Annotated in this window: 16 protein-coding genes and 1 tRNA gene; 12 read left to right on the top strand and 5 right to left on the bottom strand. The window is 62.0% G+C overall.

Features of this window, described 5'->3' with window-relative positions; all coding sequences use genetic code 11:
* The first annotated feature begins 16 nt into the window (after positions 1 to 16).
* The gene (locus tag NKH99_RS16255) at positions 17 to 1,549 is read left to right on the top strand and encodes a peptidoglycan DD-metalloendopeptidase family protein (RefSeq protein ID WP_352539744.1); all 1,533 of its coding nucleotides are present in this window, start codon (positions 17 to 19) and stop codon (positions 1,547 to 1,549) included.
* A 96-nt stretch (positions 1,550 to 1,645) separates the two neighbouring features.
* On the opposite strand, the gene NKH99_RS16250 is transcribed toward NKH99_RS16255, so the two are convergent.
* Complete coding sequence (locus NKH99_RS16250; RefSeq protein ID WP_352995149.1) at positions 1,646 to 2,521, bottom strand: ATP-binding protein; 876 nt, start codon at positions 2,519 to 2,521, stop codon at positions 1,646 to 1,648.
* A 293-nt stretch (positions 2,522 to 2,814) separates the two neighbouring features.
* On the opposite strand from NKH99_RS16250, the gene yajC reads away from it, so the two are divergent.
* The 4 genes from yajC to NKH99_RS16230 are packed head-to-tail and all read left to right on the top strand — an operon-like array spanning position 2,815 to position 7,019.
* Positions 2,815 to 3,156: a preprotein translocase subunit YajC gene (yajC, locus tag NKH99_RS16245; RefSeq protein WP_352451381.1), complete on the top strand. Its 342-nt coding sequence runs from the start codon at positions 2,815 to 2,817 to the stop codon at positions 3,154 to 3,156.
* A 52-nt stretch (positions 3,157 to 3,208) separates the two neighbouring features.
* Positions 3,209 to 5,761: a protein translocase subunit SecDF gene (gene secDF, locus NKH99_RS16240; protein WP_352470433.1), complete on the top strand. Its 2,553-nt coding sequence runs from the start codon at positions 3,209 to 3,211 to the stop codon at positions 5,759 to 5,761.
* Positions 5,762 to 5,776: 15 nt separating this feature from the next.
* Entirely contained in the window at positions 5,777 to 6,166 is a 390-nt protein-coding gene (locus NKH99_RS16235) for an Mth938-like domain-containing protein (RefSeq protein WP_352500864.1), read from the top strand.
* Positions 6,167 to 6,191: 25 nt separating this feature from the next.
* Positions 6,192 to 7,019, top strand: coding sequence for a phytoene/squalene synthase family protein (locus NKH99_RS16230; protein ID WP_502896454.1), 828 nt, complete (start codon positions 6,192 to 6,194; stop codon positions 7,017 to 7,019).
* A 26-nt stretch (positions 7,020 to 7,045) separates the two neighbouring features.
* On the opposite strand, the gene trmFO is transcribed toward NKH99_RS16230, so the two are convergent.
* From trmFO to NKH99_RS16215, 3 genes are all read right to left on the bottom strand, one after another.
* On the bottom strand, positions 7,046 to 8,455 hold the full coding sequence (trmFO, locus tag NKH99_RS16225; RefSeq protein WP_353014702.1) for a methylenetetrahydrofolate--tRNA-(uracil(54)-C(5))-methyltransferase (FADH(2)-oxidizing) TrmFO: 1,410 nt from the start codon (positions 8,453 to 8,455) through the stop codon (positions 7,046 to 7,048).
* A gap of 363 nt (positions 8,456 to 8,818) precedes the next feature.
* On the bottom strand, positions 8,819 to 8,959 hold the full coding sequence (locus NKH99_RS16220) for a DUF1127 domain-containing protein (protein WP_023678914.1): 141 nt from the start codon (positions 8,957 to 8,959) through the stop codon (positions 8,819 to 8,821).
* 48 nt (positions 8,960 to 9,007) lie between these two features.
* The gene (locus NKH99_RS16215) at positions 9,008 to 9,148 is read right to left on the bottom strand and encodes a DUF1127 domain-containing protein (protein ID WP_091596947.1); all 141 of its coding nucleotides are present in this window, start codon (positions 9,146 to 9,148) and stop codon (positions 9,008 to 9,010) included.
* A gap of 223 nt (positions 9,149 to 9,371) precedes the next feature.
* Between NKH99_RS16215 and NKH99_RS16210 the strand changes: the two genes are divergently transcribed.
* Positions 9,372 to 10,490 carry a DUF2157 domain-containing protein gene (locus NKH99_RS16210; RefSeq protein ID WP_353014701.1) on the top strand — a complete coding sequence of 373 codons (1,119 nt, stop codon included), beginning with the start codon at positions 9,372 to 9,374 and terminating at the stop codon, positions 10,488 to 10,490.
* Positions 10,487 to 11,071: a GDYXXLXY domain-containing protein gene (locus tag NKH99_RS16205; protein ID WP_352614037.1), complete on the top strand. Its 585-nt coding sequence runs from the start codon at positions 10,487 to 10,489 to the stop codon at positions 11,069 to 11,071. The genes NKH99_RS16210 and NKH99_RS16205 overlap by 4 nt, the downstream gene beginning before the upstream one ends.
* A gap of 89 nt (positions 11,072 to 11,160) precedes the next feature.
* Here the strand turns inward: NKH99_RS16205 and NKH99_RS16200 are convergent.
* A tRNA-Leu gene (locus NKH99_RS16200) sits at positions 11,161 to 11,245 on the bottom strand.
* 343 nt (positions 11,246 to 11,588) lie between these two features.
* On the opposite strand from NKH99_RS16200, the gene tig reads away from it, so the two are divergent.
* The 5 genes from tig to NKH99_RS16175 all read left to right on the top strand — a co-directional run bounded on the left by tig (position 11,589) and on the right by NKH99_RS16175 (position 16,521).
* Entirely contained in the window at positions 11,589 to 13,064 is a 1,476-nt protein-coding gene (tig, locus tag NKH99_RS16195) for a trigger factor (RefSeq protein ID WP_352470469.1), read from the top strand.
* Positions 13,065 to 13,224: 160 nt separating this feature from the next.
* The gene (locus NKH99_RS16190; RefSeq protein ID WP_352470439.1) at positions 13,225 to 13,746 is read left to right on the top strand and encodes a hypothetical protein; all 522 of its coding nucleotides are present in this window, start codon (positions 13,225 to 13,227) and stop codon (positions 13,744 to 13,746) included.
* 212 nt (positions 13,747 to 13,958) lie between these two features.
* A complete protein-coding gene (locus NKH99_RS16185; protein WP_502893720.1) occupies positions 13,959 to 14,312 on the top strand; it encodes a c-type cytochrome in 354 nt (117 codons plus the stop codon).
* 147 nt (positions 14,313 to 14,459) lie between these two features.
* Positions 14,460 to 15,392 carry a heme o synthase gene (locus tag NKH99_RS16180; RefSeq protein ID WP_352470441.1) on the top strand — a complete coding sequence of 311 codons (933 nt, stop codon included), beginning with the start codon at positions 14,460 to 14,462 and terminating at the stop codon, positions 15,390 to 15,392.
* A 316-nt stretch (positions 15,393 to 15,708) separates the two neighbouring features.
* Positions 15,709 to 16,521 (top strand): DUF2189 domain-containing protein, encoded by an 813-nt coding sequence (locus tag NKH99_RS16175; protein ID WP_353014700.1) that lies wholly within the window; start codon positions 15,709 to 15,711, stop codon positions 16,519 to 16,521.
* Positions 16,522 to 16,523: the final 2 nt, after the last annotated feature.

Here is a 16,523-nt window from a genome sequence, read left to right as displayed (position 1 = left end):
TGTGCGGGTTAGTGCGATGCAATTCAGTGTTTTGAAGGCAAACGGACGCAATCTGGCGCGTGGCTGCGCCGTCCTCATGATCGCAGGCGCTGCGACGGGGTGTAGTTCCCAGGTGGCGCGGTTCAACAGCGTCGATGACGTGTTCACCGCCTCGACCAACAACCAGCGCGCCATCATCGACAAGCAGGATGCTGCCCAGCCCTATCCGGGCGATGTTGCGGCCGCGCCGGTCGACGGCAGCCACACCCAGTCGGTCAGCCGCTCAAGCCTCGAACCGGTTACGGCGCAGCAGTTGCCACCGCCGGCTCCCGCCCTGGCACCCGCCGCCCGCCCGGTGCGTACCGCTGCCGCGCCGGCGATGGCGCCTGCCGCTCCTCGTGTCGACAGGACGGCAACCGGCACCGTCGCTCCGGCGGCAAGGCCGTTCAAGAACGCCGAGCCCGACGCGCCGCGCATGGCGACGGCCGCCGGCGCACCGCATGCAACCGAGATCGTCGTCAAGGACGGCGAGACCATTTCCGGCCTGTCTCGGCGCTACGGCGTGCCGGCCGATGCCATCATGAAAGTCAACGGGCTGAGCGCGACCAAGGGGCTGAAGACCGGCCAGAAGCTCGTCATCCCGGCCTATGCGTATTCGAGCAACGGCGCCACGCCGAAAGTCGCCGACGCCAAGCCCGCGAACGGCACCAGGCACGACCAGCCGGCCGACGCGCCGGAGAAGGTGGCCGTGCTGCCGCAGCAACCGAAGCTCAGGGAAGGCAAGTCTGCCGCGCAGGTGGACGCCTCGGCTGCCGCGAGCCAGCCGAAGGATGGAAAGGCCGCGCCCAAAGTGGCTTCGGCGACGGCCAAGCCAGCCGGTGCCGGCGGCACCTACACGGTTCAGCAAGGCGATACGCTGTCGGCCATCGCCAGAAAGACCGGCGTCGGCGTCGTCGCGTTGAAGCAGGCGAACGGCATGCAGGATGGACTGCTCAAGATCGGCCAGACCCTGAAAGTGCCGGCAGGCGGAACCGCTGTTGTCGCCGGTGCGAAGCCGGCAAAGGTCGATCCGGTGACGACGGCCACCACCCAGCCGCCTGCCAAGGCCACGCCGACGCAGACGCTCGCCTCCTACACGCCGCCAAAGAAGGACGCGAAAGTCATCCAGCAGGCCGAGGACGACGATGCGGTGGCGCCGGACGCAACGGGCATCGGCAAGATGCGCTGGCCGGTGCGCGGCCGCGTGATCTCAAGCTTCGGCGGCGGCAAGGACGGCGTCGACATTGCCGTGCCCGAGGGGACGCCGGTCAAGGCAGCTGAAAACGGCGTCGTCATCTATGCCGGTGACGGCCTCAAGGAATTCGGCAACACGGTGCTGGTGCGGCACGAAAACGGTCTGGTCACCGTCTACGGCCACACCAGCTCGATCGAGGTGCAGCGCGGCCAGAAGGTCAAGCGCGGCCAGGAAATCGCCCTGTCCGGCATGAGCGGCACCACCGACTCGCCGAAACTGCATTTCGAAGTGCGCAAGAACTCGGCGCCGGTCGATCCTTCGACCTATCTCGAATAGATGACGAAAGCGATTTGCGGGCCACCTGACCTTCAGCCCGCCGAGGAAGTCCGCTCCGCAAGGTGCGGGCTTCTTCTGCTGTTAGTCGTTGAGCCGCTAATCCTTCAGCGATTTGCCGAGCCGGCCTGCCAGATCCTGGGTGAACTGCCAGGCGACGCGGCCCGAACGGCTGCCCCGCGTCGTCGCCCATTCCAGCGCCTCGGCGCGCAGCGTCTCGGGATCGATGGCGAGATCGTGATGGCGGACATAGCCGTCGATCATGTCGAGATATTCGTCCTGCGAACATTTGTGGAAGCCAAGCCACAGGCCGAAACGGTCCGACAGCGAAACCTTTTCCTCGACCGCTTCGGACGGATTGATCGCCGTCGAGCGCTCATTATCGATCATGTCGCGCGGCAACAGATGCCGCCGGTTCGAGGTGGCGTAGAAGATGACGTTGGCCGGGCGGCCCTCGACGCCGCCTTCAAGCGCTGCCTTCAGCGATTTATAGGACGTGTCGTCATGGTCGAATGACAGGTCGTCGCAGAACAGGATGAAGCGGAAGGGTGCTGCCTTCAGCAGGCCCATCAGCTTCGGCAGCGTGTCGATGTCTTCGCGATGGATCTCGATAAGCTTGAGCGGCAGATCGAGGTTGGCCGAAGCGTTGACCGCGGCGTGCACCGCCTTGACCAGCGACGATTTGCCCATGCCGCGCGCGCCCCACAACAGCACGTTGTTGGCAGCATAGCCTGAGGCAAAGCGCTCGGTGTTGTCGACCAATATGTCGCGGACGCGATCGACCCCGCGGATCAGGCCGATGTCGACGCGGTTGACCTTGAGCACCGGCTCCAGATAGCCGGGATCGGCCTGCCAGACGAAGCAATCGGCCTCGCCGAGGTTGGTTTGCGGCACCGGCGGCGGGGCGAGGCGAGCGACCGCCTCGATCAGGCGGTCGAGCTTCTGGCTCAGGGTATCGATGGTGCTGTCGGTCATCTCTTGTCTTTTTTGTTTCGCTTTCGGGATGGTGCGGCAGGCCAACCTACCTGATTTCAGCGGTTTCGAAACTCGTCCCAAGCATTTGTTCGGGCATGATCTTTTGCGGAAACCGAGCGTCGCTTTTCGGGATCACCCTCTAACACGGCTCACCAGGCCGGAAAAGCAGCCGATTTGCCCGGCGGCGCAGTTGCATTGGCAACGTTACCGACTATATTCCGGCCAAATTTGGCGGGGCCGTCAAATTCCCAGAACGGTTAAGGCGGCTGTTTTTAAAATTCAGGAGTACCTCGATGTTCGTGACACCGGCATACGCCCAAGGCATCGGCGGGGACTCGTCCGCAATGTTTATCCAGATCGTGCCGTTTGCTCTGATTTTCGTGATCATGTATTTTCTGATCATCCGGCCGCAGCGCACGCAGCTAAAGAAGCGCGGCGAGATGCTGGCGGCGGTTCGTCGCGGCGATACCGTTGTCACCGGCGGCGGCTTGGTCGGCAAGGTGACCAAGGTGATCGACGATAACGAGCTGGAGATCGACCTTGGCGGCGGCACCAAGGTGACGGCGCTGCGCTCGACGATCGCCGACGTACGCGTCAAGGGCGAGCCGGTGGCAAACCAGAACGCCAAGAAATAACCGAATTGAAGGCGGAACGCAGCCGCTTGTACGCCTGAACGGACGATAACCAATGCTCTATTTTTCGCGCTTCAAGATGATCCTGATCTGGCTGGCCGTGGCCGCCACAGTGGTCCTCGCTGCGCCCAATCTTTTCTCGGCAAGCACGTTGGCCCAACTGCCCAGTTGGGTGCCGAAGCGGCAGATGACGCTCGGCCTCGACCTGCAGGGCGGCTCGCACATCCTGCTCAGGATGGATCCGAACGATCTGATCAAGGATCGGCTGGAGACGACGCGCGACGAAATCAGGACGCTGCTGCGCGATGCCAAGATCGGCTATACCGGCCTTGCCGGGTCGGGGCGCACGGTGCAGGTCCGCATCACCGATCCCGCACAGATCGACGCCGCCAAGAACGCACTGAAGCCGTTGACCAATCCGGTGGCGGCCGGCCTGTTCAGCGGCGGGTCCATCCAGGAGATGACCCTGGATGATTCCGAGGCCGGCCTGCTTAAATTCACCGTCACCGATGCCGGCATCAAATACCGTACGTCGACGGCGCTGACCCAGTCGATCGAGGTTGTCAGCCGTCGTGTCAACGAACTGGGAACGACCGAGCCGATCGTGCAGCGGCAAGGCGACGACCGCATCCTTGTGCAGGTGCCTGGTTTGCAGGACCCGCAACGGCTGAAGGAAATTCTCGGCCAGACCGCCAAGCTGACCTTCCAGATGGTCGACCAATCGATGCCGGTGCAGGATGCGCTGAACGGCCGTCCGCCGCCGGGGTCCTCGGTGCTGTATTCGCAGGACGATCCGCCGGTTCCGTATCTGATCGAGAACCGCGTCATCGTTTCGGGTGAAAACCTCGTCGATGCCCAGGCGACGTTCAACTCGCAGACCAATGAGCCGGTGGTTTCGTTCCGCTTCGATTCCAAGGGGGCGCAGCGGTTCGGCCAGGCGACAGCGCAGAATGTCGGCAAGCTGTTTGCCATCATCCTCGACAATCAGGTGATTTCGGCGCCGCGGATCAACGAACCGATCCCTGGCGGTTCCGGCCAGATATCGGGGAATTTCACTGCCGAGAGCGCCAACGATCTCGCCGTGCTGCTGCGCGCCGGCGCCTTGCCGGCGACGCTCACCGTGATCGAGGAGCGCACGGTTGGCCCTGGCCTCGGCCAGGACTCCATCCATGCCGGCAAGGTCGCCGGCATCATCGGCTCGATCCTGGTCGTGGCGTTCATGTTCGTCGCCTACGGTTTCCTCGGCTTCCTCGCCAACATCGCGCTGGCGGTGCATGTCGCGATGATCGTCGGGCTGCTGTCGCTGCTTGGCGCGACGCTGACCTTGCCGGGTATCGCCGGTATCGTGCTGACCATCGGCATGGCGGTCGATTCGAACGTGCTGATCTATGAGCGTATTCGCGAGGAGCGACGTGCCGGCCGCTCGGTGATCCAGGCGATCGATACCGGCTTCAGCAAGGCGCTGGCGACCATCGTCGATTCCAACGTCACTTCGCTGATTGCCACCGTGGTGCTGTTCTACCTCGGCACCGGGCCGGTGAAGGGTTTTGCCGTCACCTATGCCATCGGCATCCTGACCACGGTCTTCACCGCCTTCACCTTCACCCGCCTGCTGGTGTCGATCTGGCTTCGCCGGGCCCGTCCGAAGGAGTTGCCACGCGCGCCGGTGACCTTCATTCCGCCGGGAACGAAAATTCCGTTCATGGGCATCCGCCGCTGGACGTTCACGCTGTCGAGCGTGCTTTCGGTGCTGTCGGTCATCGGCTTCATGACCATCGACATCAATTACGGCATCGATTTCAAGGGCGGCTCGCTGATCGAGGTGCAGTCCAAGGCCGGCAATGCCGATCTGGCCGACATCCGCGGCAGGCTGACGGAACTCAATATCGGCGAGGTGCAGGTTCAGCAATTCGGCGAGCCGAACGACGTTCTGATCCGCGTCGGTACCCAGGAGGGCGGCGAGAATGCCGAGCAGACCGTCATCGACAAGGTGCGCGGCGAGCTGCAGGACCAGTATGATTTCCGCCGCGTCGAAGTGGTCGGGCCGACGGTCTCGGGCGAGCTTGCCAAGCAAGGCACCATTGCCATGCTGGTCGCGCTGCTCGGCATCCTGATCTATGTCTGGTTCCGCTTCGAATGGCAGTTCGCGGTCGGCGCCATCGTTGCGACCGTTCACGACGTGGTCATGACGATCGGCTTCTTCGTCCTCACCGGCCTCGAATTCAACCAGTCGTCGCTGGCGGCGATCCTTACCATCATCGGTTATTCGCTCAACGACACGATTGTCGTCTATGACCGTGTTCGCGAGGATCTGCGAAAATACAAGCGAATGCCGCTGCCGCAACTGCTGAACAATGCCATCAACGAGACGCTGTCGAGGACGACGCTGACCTCGGTGACGACGATCCTGGCGCTGCTGGCCCTGGTGCTGTTCGGCGGCGAGGTGATCCGCTCGTTCACCATGGCCATGCTGTTCGGCGTCGTGTTCGGCACCTATTCGTCGATCTTTATCGCCGCGCCACTGCTTATCCTGTTCAAGCTGCGGCCGCAGGCCACAGCGTCGGACGAGGAAAAGCCGGTGGGCGGCGGCAAAGCCATAGCCACCTGACGGCTTGCCTCAAAAGTGGCCAAGGGTATCGTCATCCGCGAGGCGCATTTCCCCGGCCGCGCACCGATCGAGGCTTACGGCAACGGCGGCTTCCGTTTTGCCGACATGTCGCATCGCGGCTCGCTGCTGTGCCTGCCTTCGGGCATCTATGGCTGGGAGCCGGCCGATCCGCTGGCGCTGACGGCAGCGGATTTCGCCAAGCTGTTTAACGAGGCAGACAAGGTCGAGATCCTGCTGGTCGGCAGCGGCAAGGATCTGAGGCCGTTGCCGGCCGCGCTGCGTGCCGCGCTGAAGGATGCCGGCATTTCCGCCGATCCGATGTCGACCGGGGCGGCTGTGCGGACCTACAATGTGCTGCTGGCTGAAGACCGCGCGGTGGCCGCAGCACTCATCGCCGTCGACTGACGTGGCCGAAAACACCAAACTCGTCATGGAGACGGTGCGCGCCGCTGATCATGACCGCTACCTGACCGCGCTCTACGCGCCCGAAGACAAGCGGGACGCGCTGTTTTCGCTCTATGCCTTCAACGCCGAAATTGCCGGCATACGCGACCGCATCCACGAGGCGCTGCCGGGCGAGGTGCGGCTGCAATGGTGGCGCGACGTCATCGCAGTCGAAGAGGATGGGGCTGAGGTCGGCCATCCCGTGGCGGACGCGCTGAAGGCGACTATTTCCGCCCACCATCTGCCCAAGGCCGCTTTCGAAAACATGCTCGAAGCGCGCATCTTCGATCTCTATGACGACCCGATGCCGTCGCGCACCGACCTCGAAGGCTATTGCGGCGAGACTGCCGCAGCACTTATCCAGCTTGCGGCGATGGTGCTCGATCCGGTCGAAGCACCGCGCTTTGCCGAGCTTGCCGGCAGGGCAGGTTGTGCGCAGGCGATGACCGGTCTGCTGCTTCTGCTGCCGCTACATCGCGAGCGGGGACAGTGCTTTGTGCCGGCCGATATTTTGGCGGCGGCGGGATCCTCGCCGGAAGAATTCGTTACAGGTGACGGCGGGCCGGGCGCGGAACGCGCCGCTGCCGCGATAATCGCGCTGGCACGGGAACATCTTTCCGCCTTCGAGCAGGGGGCGTCCGCTCTACCGGTTTCGCTGCGCCCGGCGTTTCTGCCGCTGGCTCTTTCGGGCGCCTATCTCGACAAAATGGAGCGCGCCCGCCGCTCGCCTGTCAAGGAGGTGGCGCGGCTCTCTGTCTTGCGCCGGCATTGGCTCTTGTTCCGGCGCGCGACGCGGGGCTGGCCGGTCGCATAGAGGCTGCCGCGTAGCCAACCCGACCGTTATTCCGCCGCTTCCGCCCGAAAAGGCAGCCCCAGCCATTCGCGGCAGTCGGCGAGCGCGCGCGATGTCACCGCGTGCCGCTTGGCGACCGTCTTGTCCTTGCCGCGCAGCCGCTTGCCCTCGATCTTCGGCGCGTCCACCGGCGGGAACAGGCCGAAATTGACGTTCATCGGCTGGAAGGAGCGCTTTCCCGGCTCGTCGTCGGAGACAATATGGCCGCCGGTGATGTGGTTGAGCAAGGCGCCGAAGGCGGTGGTCAAGGGCGGCAGCGACGGCGCATGGCCAAGCCTTTCGGCGGCGGCAAAGCGCCCGGCGAGCAAGCCGATGGCGGCGCTCTCGACGTAGCCCTCGCAGCCGGTGATCTGGCCGGCAAAGCGCAGGCCGGGTCGCGACTTCAACTGCAGCGACGCGTCGAGCAGAGTCGGCGAATTGATGTAGGTGTTGCGGTGCAGGCCGCCGAGGCGGGCGAACTCGGCGTTTTCCAGCCCGGGGATGGTGCGGAATATGCGCACCTGCTCGGCGTGCTTCAGCTTGGTCTGGAAGCCGACCATATTGTAGAGCGTACCCAGCGCATTGTCCTGGCGGAGCTGAACGACGGCATACGCCTTTACAGACGGATTATGCGCATTGGTCAGTCCCATCGGCTTCATCGGCCCGTAGCGCAATGTCTCGACGCCGCGCTCGGCCATCACCTCGATCGGCAGGCAGCCGTCGAAATAGGGCGTGCCTTCCCATTGCTTGAATTCGGTCTTCTGGCCGTCGACCAGCGCCTGCACGAAGGCAACGTACTGCTCCTTATCCATCGGGCAGTTGATGTAATCCTTGCCGGTGCCGCCGGGACCGACCTTGTCGTAGCGCGACTGGAACCAGCAGATATCCATGTCGATCGTGTCGAAATGGACGATCGGCGCGATGGCATCGAAAAAGGCGAGCGCGTCGGCGCCGGTTGCTTCCGCAATCGATTGGGCGAGCGAAGGCGCCGTCAGCGGGCCGGTGGCAACGATCGCCTGGTCCCACTCCGCCGACGGCAGGCCGGGCACTTCCTCGCGACGAATGGTGATGAGCGGGTGCGCTTCGAGCTTTCTGGTGACCGCTTCGGAAAATCCGTCGCGGTCGACGGCCAGCGCACCGCCGGCCGGCACCTGATGGGCGTCGCCGGCGCTCATGATCAGTGAACCAGCCAGCCGCATTTCGGCGTGCAGCAGGCCGACGGCATTGGTTTGCGCATCGTCGGAGCGGAAGGAGTTGGAACAGACGAGCTCGGCCAGCCCGTCGGTCTTGTGCGCGTCGGTACCGCGGACGGGCCGCATTTCATGCAGGACAACTGGAACGCCGGCTTCGGCCGCCTGCCAGGCGGCTTCGGAGCCGGCAAGTCCGCCGCCGATAACGTGAATGGGGTTCTTGTCCATGAGCGCCGAAATAGTCGCTTGGCGCGGGGATTGCAATTGCCACGCGGGAGAATGGCTGACGGGGGAAGCCGCCCCAAAACAACAACACCCGCCGGGGGAGGAGGTCCGGCGGGTGTCGTTTTGTTGGTCGATCCTCGGGAGGAGGTGAAGATCGACCGTATTCGTCATCGCCGGGGAGGAGGTCGGCTTTGACGAAATTCCTTTCGCCATTTGAAAGGGCGCGAAACCCTTTTTAGAAACAGCGCCCGCCGGGGGAGGAGGTCCGGCGGGCGCCGTTTTTGTGGTCAACCCTCGGGAGGAGGTGAAGGCTGACCGTATCCGTCAGAGTCGGGGAGGAGGTCGACCCTGGCGAAATTCTTGTTGTTAGATCGCCCTGCGAGCGACCATCTTGATCTCGTCGCGGACGATGCCGAGATCGTTGAGCTGGCGGTTCGACAGGCGACCCAGCTCGGTAACCGTCTCGCGGTACACGCGCCAGTTACGATAGTTGCGGATCAGGTTCATTGTCGTTCTCTTTTCAAAACTGGTTCGGGCCATTTGCGGCCCGAAGGATTAGACCGCCTTGCGGGCGACGTAGTGAATGTCGCTGCGGCTGATGCCGAGATCGGTCAGTTCACGGGTGCTCAGGCGGCTCAGCTCGGACACGGTGTCCCTATAGCGGCGCCAGTTGCGATAGTTGCGGATCAGGTTCATGGTAGTCTCGTTTCGTCTTTCTTTCGGATCATTCCGTCTTTGTGTGCACCGTGAAAATAGGTGGGGTCATATCGATTTAAAAGCGCTATTGGTGCATGGCAGCAATGCAAATTGTGCAATGCAGCATTAACGCGCGTCCAGTTTTTCCGCCCAGATCGGAAAATGCCGTTAGGTCAAACGCTTGGCCGGACGAGCTAAAAGAACCAGGGAAAGGGGGAGGGGCATGGCGAGCTATTCGTCACGGGTCAGGTCGGATATCGCGCGATGGCAGCAGGCCGGCCTGGTCGACGCGCCGACAGCCGAGGCTCTAACGCGCGACGTCGAGGCAAACGAACGCAAATCGCTGAGTTTCGGCTCGATCCTGGCGATGATGGCGGCGCTGCTGTTCGGCGCGGCTATCCTGATCTTCATCGCCGCCAACTGGGAAGTCATCCCGCGGCTGGTGCGGGTCGCGGCACTTTTTGCCGTTATCCTTGCCGGCTATGTCGGCGGCGCGGTGTTGAAGATGCGCGACCATGCGGCGATCGGCGAAGCACTGTGGATCGTCGCGGCGGCGGCATTCGGCGGTTCGATCGCGCTGATCGGCCAGATGTATCATTTGTCGGGCGACGAGGCCTCGGCCTTGATCACCTGGGGCGCCGGCACGGCGCTGGCGGCGGTGGCGCTGCGCTCAAACCCACTGACCGTCGCTGCCGTCGGCATCGCCGATGCCTGGCTGTTCCTGAGAGGGTTCGACTACTTCCGGCGCACGGAATTTCCGCATCTCTTCGTGATCATGGCGCTGGTGCTGTTCGCCGTTTCGTTCTGGACGCGCAGCCAGGCGGCGCGCCACCTGATCATCCTGTCGGTCCTTTTCTACCTCGTGCTGTTGGCCATGGAATACGACACGCTGCAAGTCGCCATCCCGCTCGTTGCCGCGTCGGTGCTGCTTTTTACCGCTGCGATCTTTGCTGCCGGGCCGGTCGAGAGGGTTTTGCAACTCGGCGGCAGGTTGACCTTGCACGCGCTGATCGGCTTTCTCACCGGACTGGCGATGATCCAATTCGAACTGGCGGATGAAAGCAGCTACAATAGCGGCTTTGCCATTGCCTCGGCTGTTGCGCTGGCCGGCATCGTCGCGGCGATCGTGCTGGGCGGCCGCGAGAGCCGGGGACTGCGCTGGGTTGCCTATGCGGGCTTCGCCTTCGAACTCGCCATCATCTATGTGGTGATGCTGCAATCAATGCTCGACACGGCAGGCTTCTTCCTTGCGGCGGCGGTGCTGCTCGCCGTTCTTGCTTTCATTATCATCCGCATAGAAAGGCGCATGAACGCCTCGAACATGACAGGAGCGGCGGCATGATGACCGGCAAAAGACTGATCATCTCGGCGCTGGTCCTGGCGCTCGTCCAGATCGGCTTTCTGAGCTGGATCATCGCCGGACGCGCGGCGATCCTGCGCGATGGCAAGCAGGTCCTGCTCAAGGTCGAGCCGATCGATCCGCGCGATCTCTTGCGCGGTGACTACATTCTGCTCGGCTACGACATTTCACGCATACCGGTGAAACTGATCGGCAACATTCCGGCCGGCAAGCTTTCCAGCGAGGAAACGTCGATCGTGGTCAGGCTGAAGCAGGGCGCCGATGGCTATTGGGGGCCGACCGCGGCCTGGTTCGGGCAAGCGCCGGCGCCGGCAGCATCCGATGAAGCCGATATCGTCGGACACGTCTCCGAGGGCTGGAATATCGGCCAGGGAGCAACGACGATCGCGCCGGAGTACGGCATCGAGCGCTTCTATCTGCCGGAAGGCGAGGGGATGGCGATCCAGAACGACATGCGGGTGCGGCCGTTCGGCATCCGGGTGGCGATTGCGGCCAACGGCACGGCGCAGATCAAGGCGCTGGTGGACGGCGACAAGACACTGTTCGAGGAGCCGCTTTACTAGATCGCGCTACGGCCTTGGCAATGATCTCCTGCGCCAAGGCTCGGAGGAGCTTCGAGTGGCCTGCCACCCCAAGCTCGAAGAGCGAAGGGTGGTGCGGATGAAGGGACTCGAACCCCCACGCCTTTCGGCACTGGAACCTAAATCCAGGGCGTCTACCAATTCCGCCACATCCGCATTGCCCGGCCAATCCCATGTAGCCATCATTCTGTCAATGTCAGGGCTGATATCGGTATCCTTGGCCGGAATGCAAAGATGGTTGAAAATCAGCGTCGCCTGTGACAAAAGGCGTGTCGAATGTGACGGGACGCGACGATCCGCTTCTGCAGAATGTGATAAGAAGTAGGAAAAACAAAGACTTATTCACGTTTTGGAGCGTATTTCTGGAGGATTTGTGCCGCGTTGAGCGGACAGATCGCCAAGTCCCGCACCAAAAGCCATTCCCGGCAAGATCATACCGGCAGGCTGTAAACGGCAGGGGCCGTTTGACGGCCTCATTGGTGGAAACAAAGGTTTTATGATGCAGGTCACCGAAACGCTCAACTCCGGTCTCAAGCGCGAGATCAAGATCACCGTGCCGGCCGGTGACATGGAAGCCAAGCTGATGGCGCGGCTCTCCGATGCCAGGAACAAGGTCCGCATCAACGGCTTCCGCCCCGGCAAGGTGCCGGTGCAGCATCTGCGCAAAGTCTACGGCAAGTCGTTCATGGCCGAAGTGGTCAACGAGATCCTCAATGATTCAACCCGTTCGATCATCACCGGGCGCGGCGAAAAGGCCGCCATGCAGCCCGAAGTGATCATGACCGAGGACGAGAAGGAAGCCGAGAAGATCCTGGCAGGCGGTGCCGATTTCGAGTTCCGCCTGAACTATGAGGTCATTCCGCCGATCGAGATCAAGGATTTCTCCGACATCAAGGTGACGCGCCAGGTGTTCGACGTGCCGGATGAAGAGATCGACGAGCAGGTCAAGCGTGTCGCTGAATCCGCCCGCACTTACGAGCCGAAGACCGGCAAGGCCGCCGAGGGCGACCGTGTGACCATCGATTATGTCGGCAAGATCGACGGCGAAGCCTTCGGCGGCGGCGCCGGCACCGATCAGCCGCTGGTGCTCGGCTCGAAGGAATTCATCCCCGGCTTCGAGGACCAGCTGGTCGGCAGCAAGGCCGGCGACGAGAAGCAGGTCACGGTTACCTTCCCGGAAAACTACCAGGCGGCGCATCTGGCCGGCAAGGAAGCCACTTTTGACGTGACGGTCAAGGAAGTGTCGAAGCCCGGCGCGCTTGAGATCAACGACGAGATGGCCAAAAATCTCGGCCTTGAATCGCTGGAGCGCCTGCGCGAGGTGGTGCGCGGTCAGATCGAGAACCAGTTCGGCTCGATAACGCGCCAGAAGGTCAAGCGGCAGTTGCTCGACCAGCTCGACGCTGCCTACTCGTTCGAGGCGCCGTCCAAGCTAGTCGAGGCCGAGTTCAACAACATCTGGAACCAGGTCAATCGCGATCTCGAAGCTGCCGGGCGCACCTTTGCCGACGAAGAGACGACTGAAGAAGAAGCGCGTGCAGAATACATGCGGCTTGCCGAGCGCCGTGTGCGTCTCGGTCTGGTTCTCGCCGAAATCGGCGAGAAGGCCGGCGTCACGGTGACGGACGAGGAATTGCAGCGCGGCCTGTTCGAGCAGGTGCGTCGCTATCCGGCCAACCAGCAGCAGGAAGCCTTCGAATTCTATCGCAACAATCCCGAAGCGCTGAACACGTTGCGCGCGCCGATGTTCGAAGAGAAGGTGGTCGACCATCTGCTCGGCCAGATTTCGGTCACCGACGTCAAGGTCAGCAAGGAAGAGCTGCTGGCCGACGAGGAGGATACGGATACAACCAAGGCCAAGCCGGCGAAGAAGGCGGCTGCGAAAAAAGCGGACACCAAGAAGGCCGACGACGACGCTGAAGAGCCGAAGAAAAAGGCCGCGCCGAAGAAGAAGGCCGCCAAGGACGCTGAATAACGTCCCTGCTGAATTCCGAAAGGCCGCCTTCTCGAGGCGGCCTTTTTCGTTGTGGCACAGACGCAACGGATTTCACGCATCTGGCGCTCGAGGTAGCGATATGAAGCTTTGATGATTATCTGCGCTGGGTTGCTGACCGCAGCGGTTGTTGGAGGCATCGTTGAGACAGTTCTTCGGTATCGGAAGCGTGGCGGCGGCGTTCCTGCTTGCGTCGGTCTGTGGCATTGCCCAGGCTGATACGGTTCTCGACAACTGGCGGTTCGACAAGAGCAGCGATGGCCTTGTCACCGCCTCGCTTTATGCGACCAACAAGCTCATCACCGGCGGCGGCGCATTGAGCTACAGCCCGGTTTTGACGATCGCGTGCCGGACCGCCGGCGAACCGCGTTGGAGCGAATGGCTGCAGCTGAGCGACACCGTTTCCGCCAGCCGAACCATCGCCATGTCGGTGACTGTCGGCCAATCCGGCAAGCTCAACGAAAGCTGGTCGGTCGGCCCGCGCAGCAGGATGCTGGTCCGCGACGGTGCCGACGGCATCAGGCGACTGATTGCCGCGGACCGGCTGCTGCTGTCCTGGCGGTTCGGGCTGCTGTCGGGGCGCGGCAAAGCCGAGTTTGACCTCACCGGAGTTGAAGAGGCGATCGGCCGGATCGCCGCCAGCTGCAACACCAAATTGCCTTGAGCAGATTGTCCGCATTAAACCTTGGCACGGCCGAACTCTATCTGCCGGCCGGGTTCCGTGGTATGTAGGTGCCGCAACCCCAGGCAGTGGATATCCGTTCTGCCATTCAAGAGCGCATGCCAGCGGACTAAATGTCGGCCTGTGCAGGTCAGCCAGGGCAAATTGGCGATCAGGGAGGAAATGCCATGCGTGCCTTTGTGTTTTTTGTCATCATGTCCGTCGCCACCGTCATTGCCGGCCCCTCGCGGGCACAGGATGCCGCGGCGGGTGAGAAGGTCTTCGCCAAATGCAAGGTCTGCCATATCGCGGACAAGGATCAGAACAAGGTCGGCCCGTCCTTGAACGGCGTCATCGGCCGAACGGCCGGCACGCATCCAGGGTTCAGCTATTCCAAGGCCATGACCGAGGCCGGCAAGTCCGGCGTCAAATGGGATGAGGCCACGCTGACGACCTACCTTCACGATCCCAAGGCGATGGTCAAAGGAACCAAGATGGCATTCCCCGGCCTCAAGAAGGACGAGGACGTCGCCAATGTCATTGCTTATCTAAAGCAATTCTCCAAATAGCCCGGCTCTTCCGCCGGATCTTGGTATAGCAAACAGGTCGAGGCATAGCCTCGGCCGCAATCTGCCGGCAGTGTCGGTGGGGAGGGCGACTCGTTGCAAAAAAGACATTGGCCGGCTAGGCTGCCATTCCCATCGGTGGTCGTCTGAATGTCGACTGAAGAAAGCCGTCTCAAGGATACCGGCATCCGCCTCTCGGAGGCGACGGCGGGTGATTTCTTTGCGCTTTTGAAACCACGCGTCATGGCACTTGCCGTGTTTACGGCCTTCGTCGGCCTGATGATGGCGCCCGGCGTGATGAATCCAGTTATCGCCTTAATTGCCATCGGCGCAATCGCGGTTGGAGCGGGAGCCGCCGGCGCGCTCAATATGTGGTACGACGCAGACATAGACGCCTTGATGTCTCGCACGTCCAAGCGACCAATTCCGTCCGGTCGCGTCACGCCTGGCGAAGCTCTCAGCTTCGGTCTGGTGCTTTCCGCACTGTCGGTCATGACGCTCGGCGTGCTGGTGGGGTGGCTCGCTGCATCGTTGTTGGCGTTCACCATCTTTTTCTATGTCGTTATCTACACGATGTGGCTGAAGCGCTCGACGCCACAGAATATCGTCATAGGCGGCGCGGCAGGCGCCCTTCCTCCGGTGATCGGGTGGGTTGCTGCAACCGGCGCAATCGGCATTGAAAGTCTCATCCTGTTTCTGATCATTTTCCTCTGGACGCCGCCTCATTTCTGGGCGCTGGCCCTTTTCAAGGTCGGTGACTATGCCGCGGCTGGGGTCCCGATGATGCCGAATGTGGCCGGCCAGCACTCGACCAGAAAACAAATCTTCGCCTATTCACTGCTCTTGGCGCCAATCGGCGTGCTCCCTTGGGGTTTCGGCTTCGCGAGCGGATATTACGGCACTGCTTCAGCCGCGTTGGGTGCAGGTTTCATTTGGCAGGCCTGGAAGGTTCTCGTCGCCGACAAGGAGATGAAGCCGGCAAAGGCGCTGTTTGCGTATTCGATTGTCTATCTTTTCGCAATATTTGCAGCGTTGCTTGCCGACACCATTGTAATGCGAGTGATCGCTTCAGCCGACTATTGACCCCGGCTCAAAACATCACATTGGCAGAGCACAAAATCCCAGCAACAGCAGAATAACGACGCCAAGGCCGAGTATGAGAACTGTCCTTCCGTTCATGACCTTCACCTTCGACTAGAAGAGCATATCGGAGAACGGCGTCCGTAGCTAGTCAGGCTACCCGGGACCTCTTACTCCCGGGCCTTCCTACAAAGCGCGACAAGTCCCCCGCATGAGAGTATATTGATCATGGTGCAGGTCGCGGTTTGCGTGGGCCAATCATGCGGAACGGCAGCACCGTAAAACGCGACCTTACCGGACCTGGTCTGGAGGAATGGTCATGGCAAGCTTTCACGTAATAGCAGGCGCCAGCGAGACGCTGGAACACACCAGAATTCGAAAAATCGGTGTCTCCGATCTTTTTGATGCGCTCAGGCGTGGCGTCGATGATTTCATGGTCAAGCCGTCGCACATCGTTTTTCTCTGCCTGATCTATCCGATTGCGGGTGTCGTGCTTGCTGTCTGGACATCAGGTAACAACACGCTGCCATTGCTGTTTCCGCTTGTGTCCGGCTTTGCACTGATTGGTCCGTTCGCGGCGATCGGCCTCTATGAGATCAGCCGGCGACGGGAAGCCGGGCTCGACGCCTCGTGGAGGCACGCCTTTGAGGTCAGGAGTTCTCCAGCACTGCCGGCTATTGCAGCGGTCGGCGTCATGCTGCTTGCGATCTTCATCGCCTGGCTTTTGACGGCCCAGATATTCTACCAGACCCTGTTCGGCCCGGCGCCGCCGCAATCGCTGTCCAGTTTCATCAGTGAAATATTTGCCACGGGACGCGGCTGGACGCTCATCATCCTGGGTCACGCCATCGGCTTCGTGTTCGCCGCGGTTGTGTTGTGCACCACGGTCGTCGCATTCCCGTTGTTGCTCGACCGCGATGTCGGCGCCTACGAAGCCATCCACACCTCGGTGCGCGTTGTCCTGGCCAACCCGATCGTGATGGCCGTGTGGGGCCTTATCGTCGCCGTCGCCCTGATCGTCGGCTCGCTGCCAGTGTTCGCCGGGTTGGCAGTCGTGCTGCCGATCCTTGGTCATGCGACCTGGCATGTCTATCGGAAAGTTGTGGAATCGCCGCCGGCCTCCAGACCGTGAGC

The sequence above is a fragment of the Mesorhizobium sp. M0854 genome, assembly GCF_040319815.1.
GTDB lineage: Bacteria > Pseudomonadota > Alphaproteobacteria > Rhizobiales > Rhizobiaceae > Mesorhizobium.
This window is presented reverse-complemented; position numbering and strand designations above follow the sequence as displayed.

Excerpts from the sequence above, each read along its gene's own strand:
- NKH99_RS16230 (WP_502896454.1), top strand. The coding sequence starts at position 6,192 with ATGGAGACGGTGCGCGCCGCTGATCATGACCGCTACCTGACCGCGCTC.
- NKH99_RS16255 (WP_352539744.1), top strand. The coding sequence starts at position 17 with ATGCAATTCAGTGTTTTGAAGGCAAACGGACGCAATCTGGCGCGTGGC.
- yajC (WP_352451381.1), top strand. The coding sequence starts at position 2,815 with ATGTTCGTGACACCGGCATACGCCCAAGGCATCGGCGGGGACTCGTCC.
- trmFO (WP_353014702.1), bottom strand. The coding sequence starts at position 8,455 with ATGGACAAGAACCCCATTCACGTTATCGGCGGCGGACTTGCCGGCTCC.
- NKH99_RS16180 (WP_352470441.1), top strand. The coding sequence starts at position 14,460 with ATGTCGACTGAAGAAAGCCGTCTCAAGGATACCGGCATCCGCCTCTCG.
- NKH99_RS16175 (WP_353014700.1), top strand. The coding sequence starts at position 15,709 with ATGGCAAGCTTTCACGTAATAGCAGGCGCCAGCGAGACGCTGGAACAC.
- NKH99_RS16215 (WP_091596947.1), bottom strand. The coding sequence starts at position 9,148 with ATGAACCTGATCCGCAACTATCGCAACTGGCGCCGCTATAGGGACACC.
- NKH99_RS16220 (WP_023678914.1), bottom strand. The coding sequence starts at position 8,959 with ATGAACCTGATCCGCAACTATCGTAACTGGCGCGTGTACCGCGAGACG.
- NKH99_RS16185 (WP_502893720.1), top strand. The coding sequence starts at position 13,959 with ATGTCCGTCGCCACCGTCATTGCCGGCCCCTCGCGGGCACAGGATGCC.
- secDF (WP_352470433.1), top strand. The coding sequence starts at position 3,209 with ATGCTCTATTTTTCGCGCTTCAAGATGATCCTGATCTGGCTGGCCGTG.
- NKH99_RS16205 (WP_352614037.1), top strand. The coding sequence starts at position 10,487 with ATGATGACCGGCAAAAGACTGATCATCTCGGCGCTGGTCCTGGCGCTC.
- NKH99_RS16210 (WP_353014701.1), top strand. The coding sequence starts at position 9,372 with ATGGCGAGCTATTCGTCACGGGTCAGGTCGGATATCGCGCGATGGCAG.
- tig (WP_352470469.1), top strand. The coding sequence starts at position 11,589 with ATGCAGGTCACCGAAACGCTCAACTCCGGTCTCAAGCGCGAGATCAAG.
- NKH99_RS16250 (WP_352995149.1), bottom strand. The coding sequence starts at position 2,521 with ATGACCGACAGCACCATCGATACCCTGAGCCAGAAGCTCGACCGCCTG.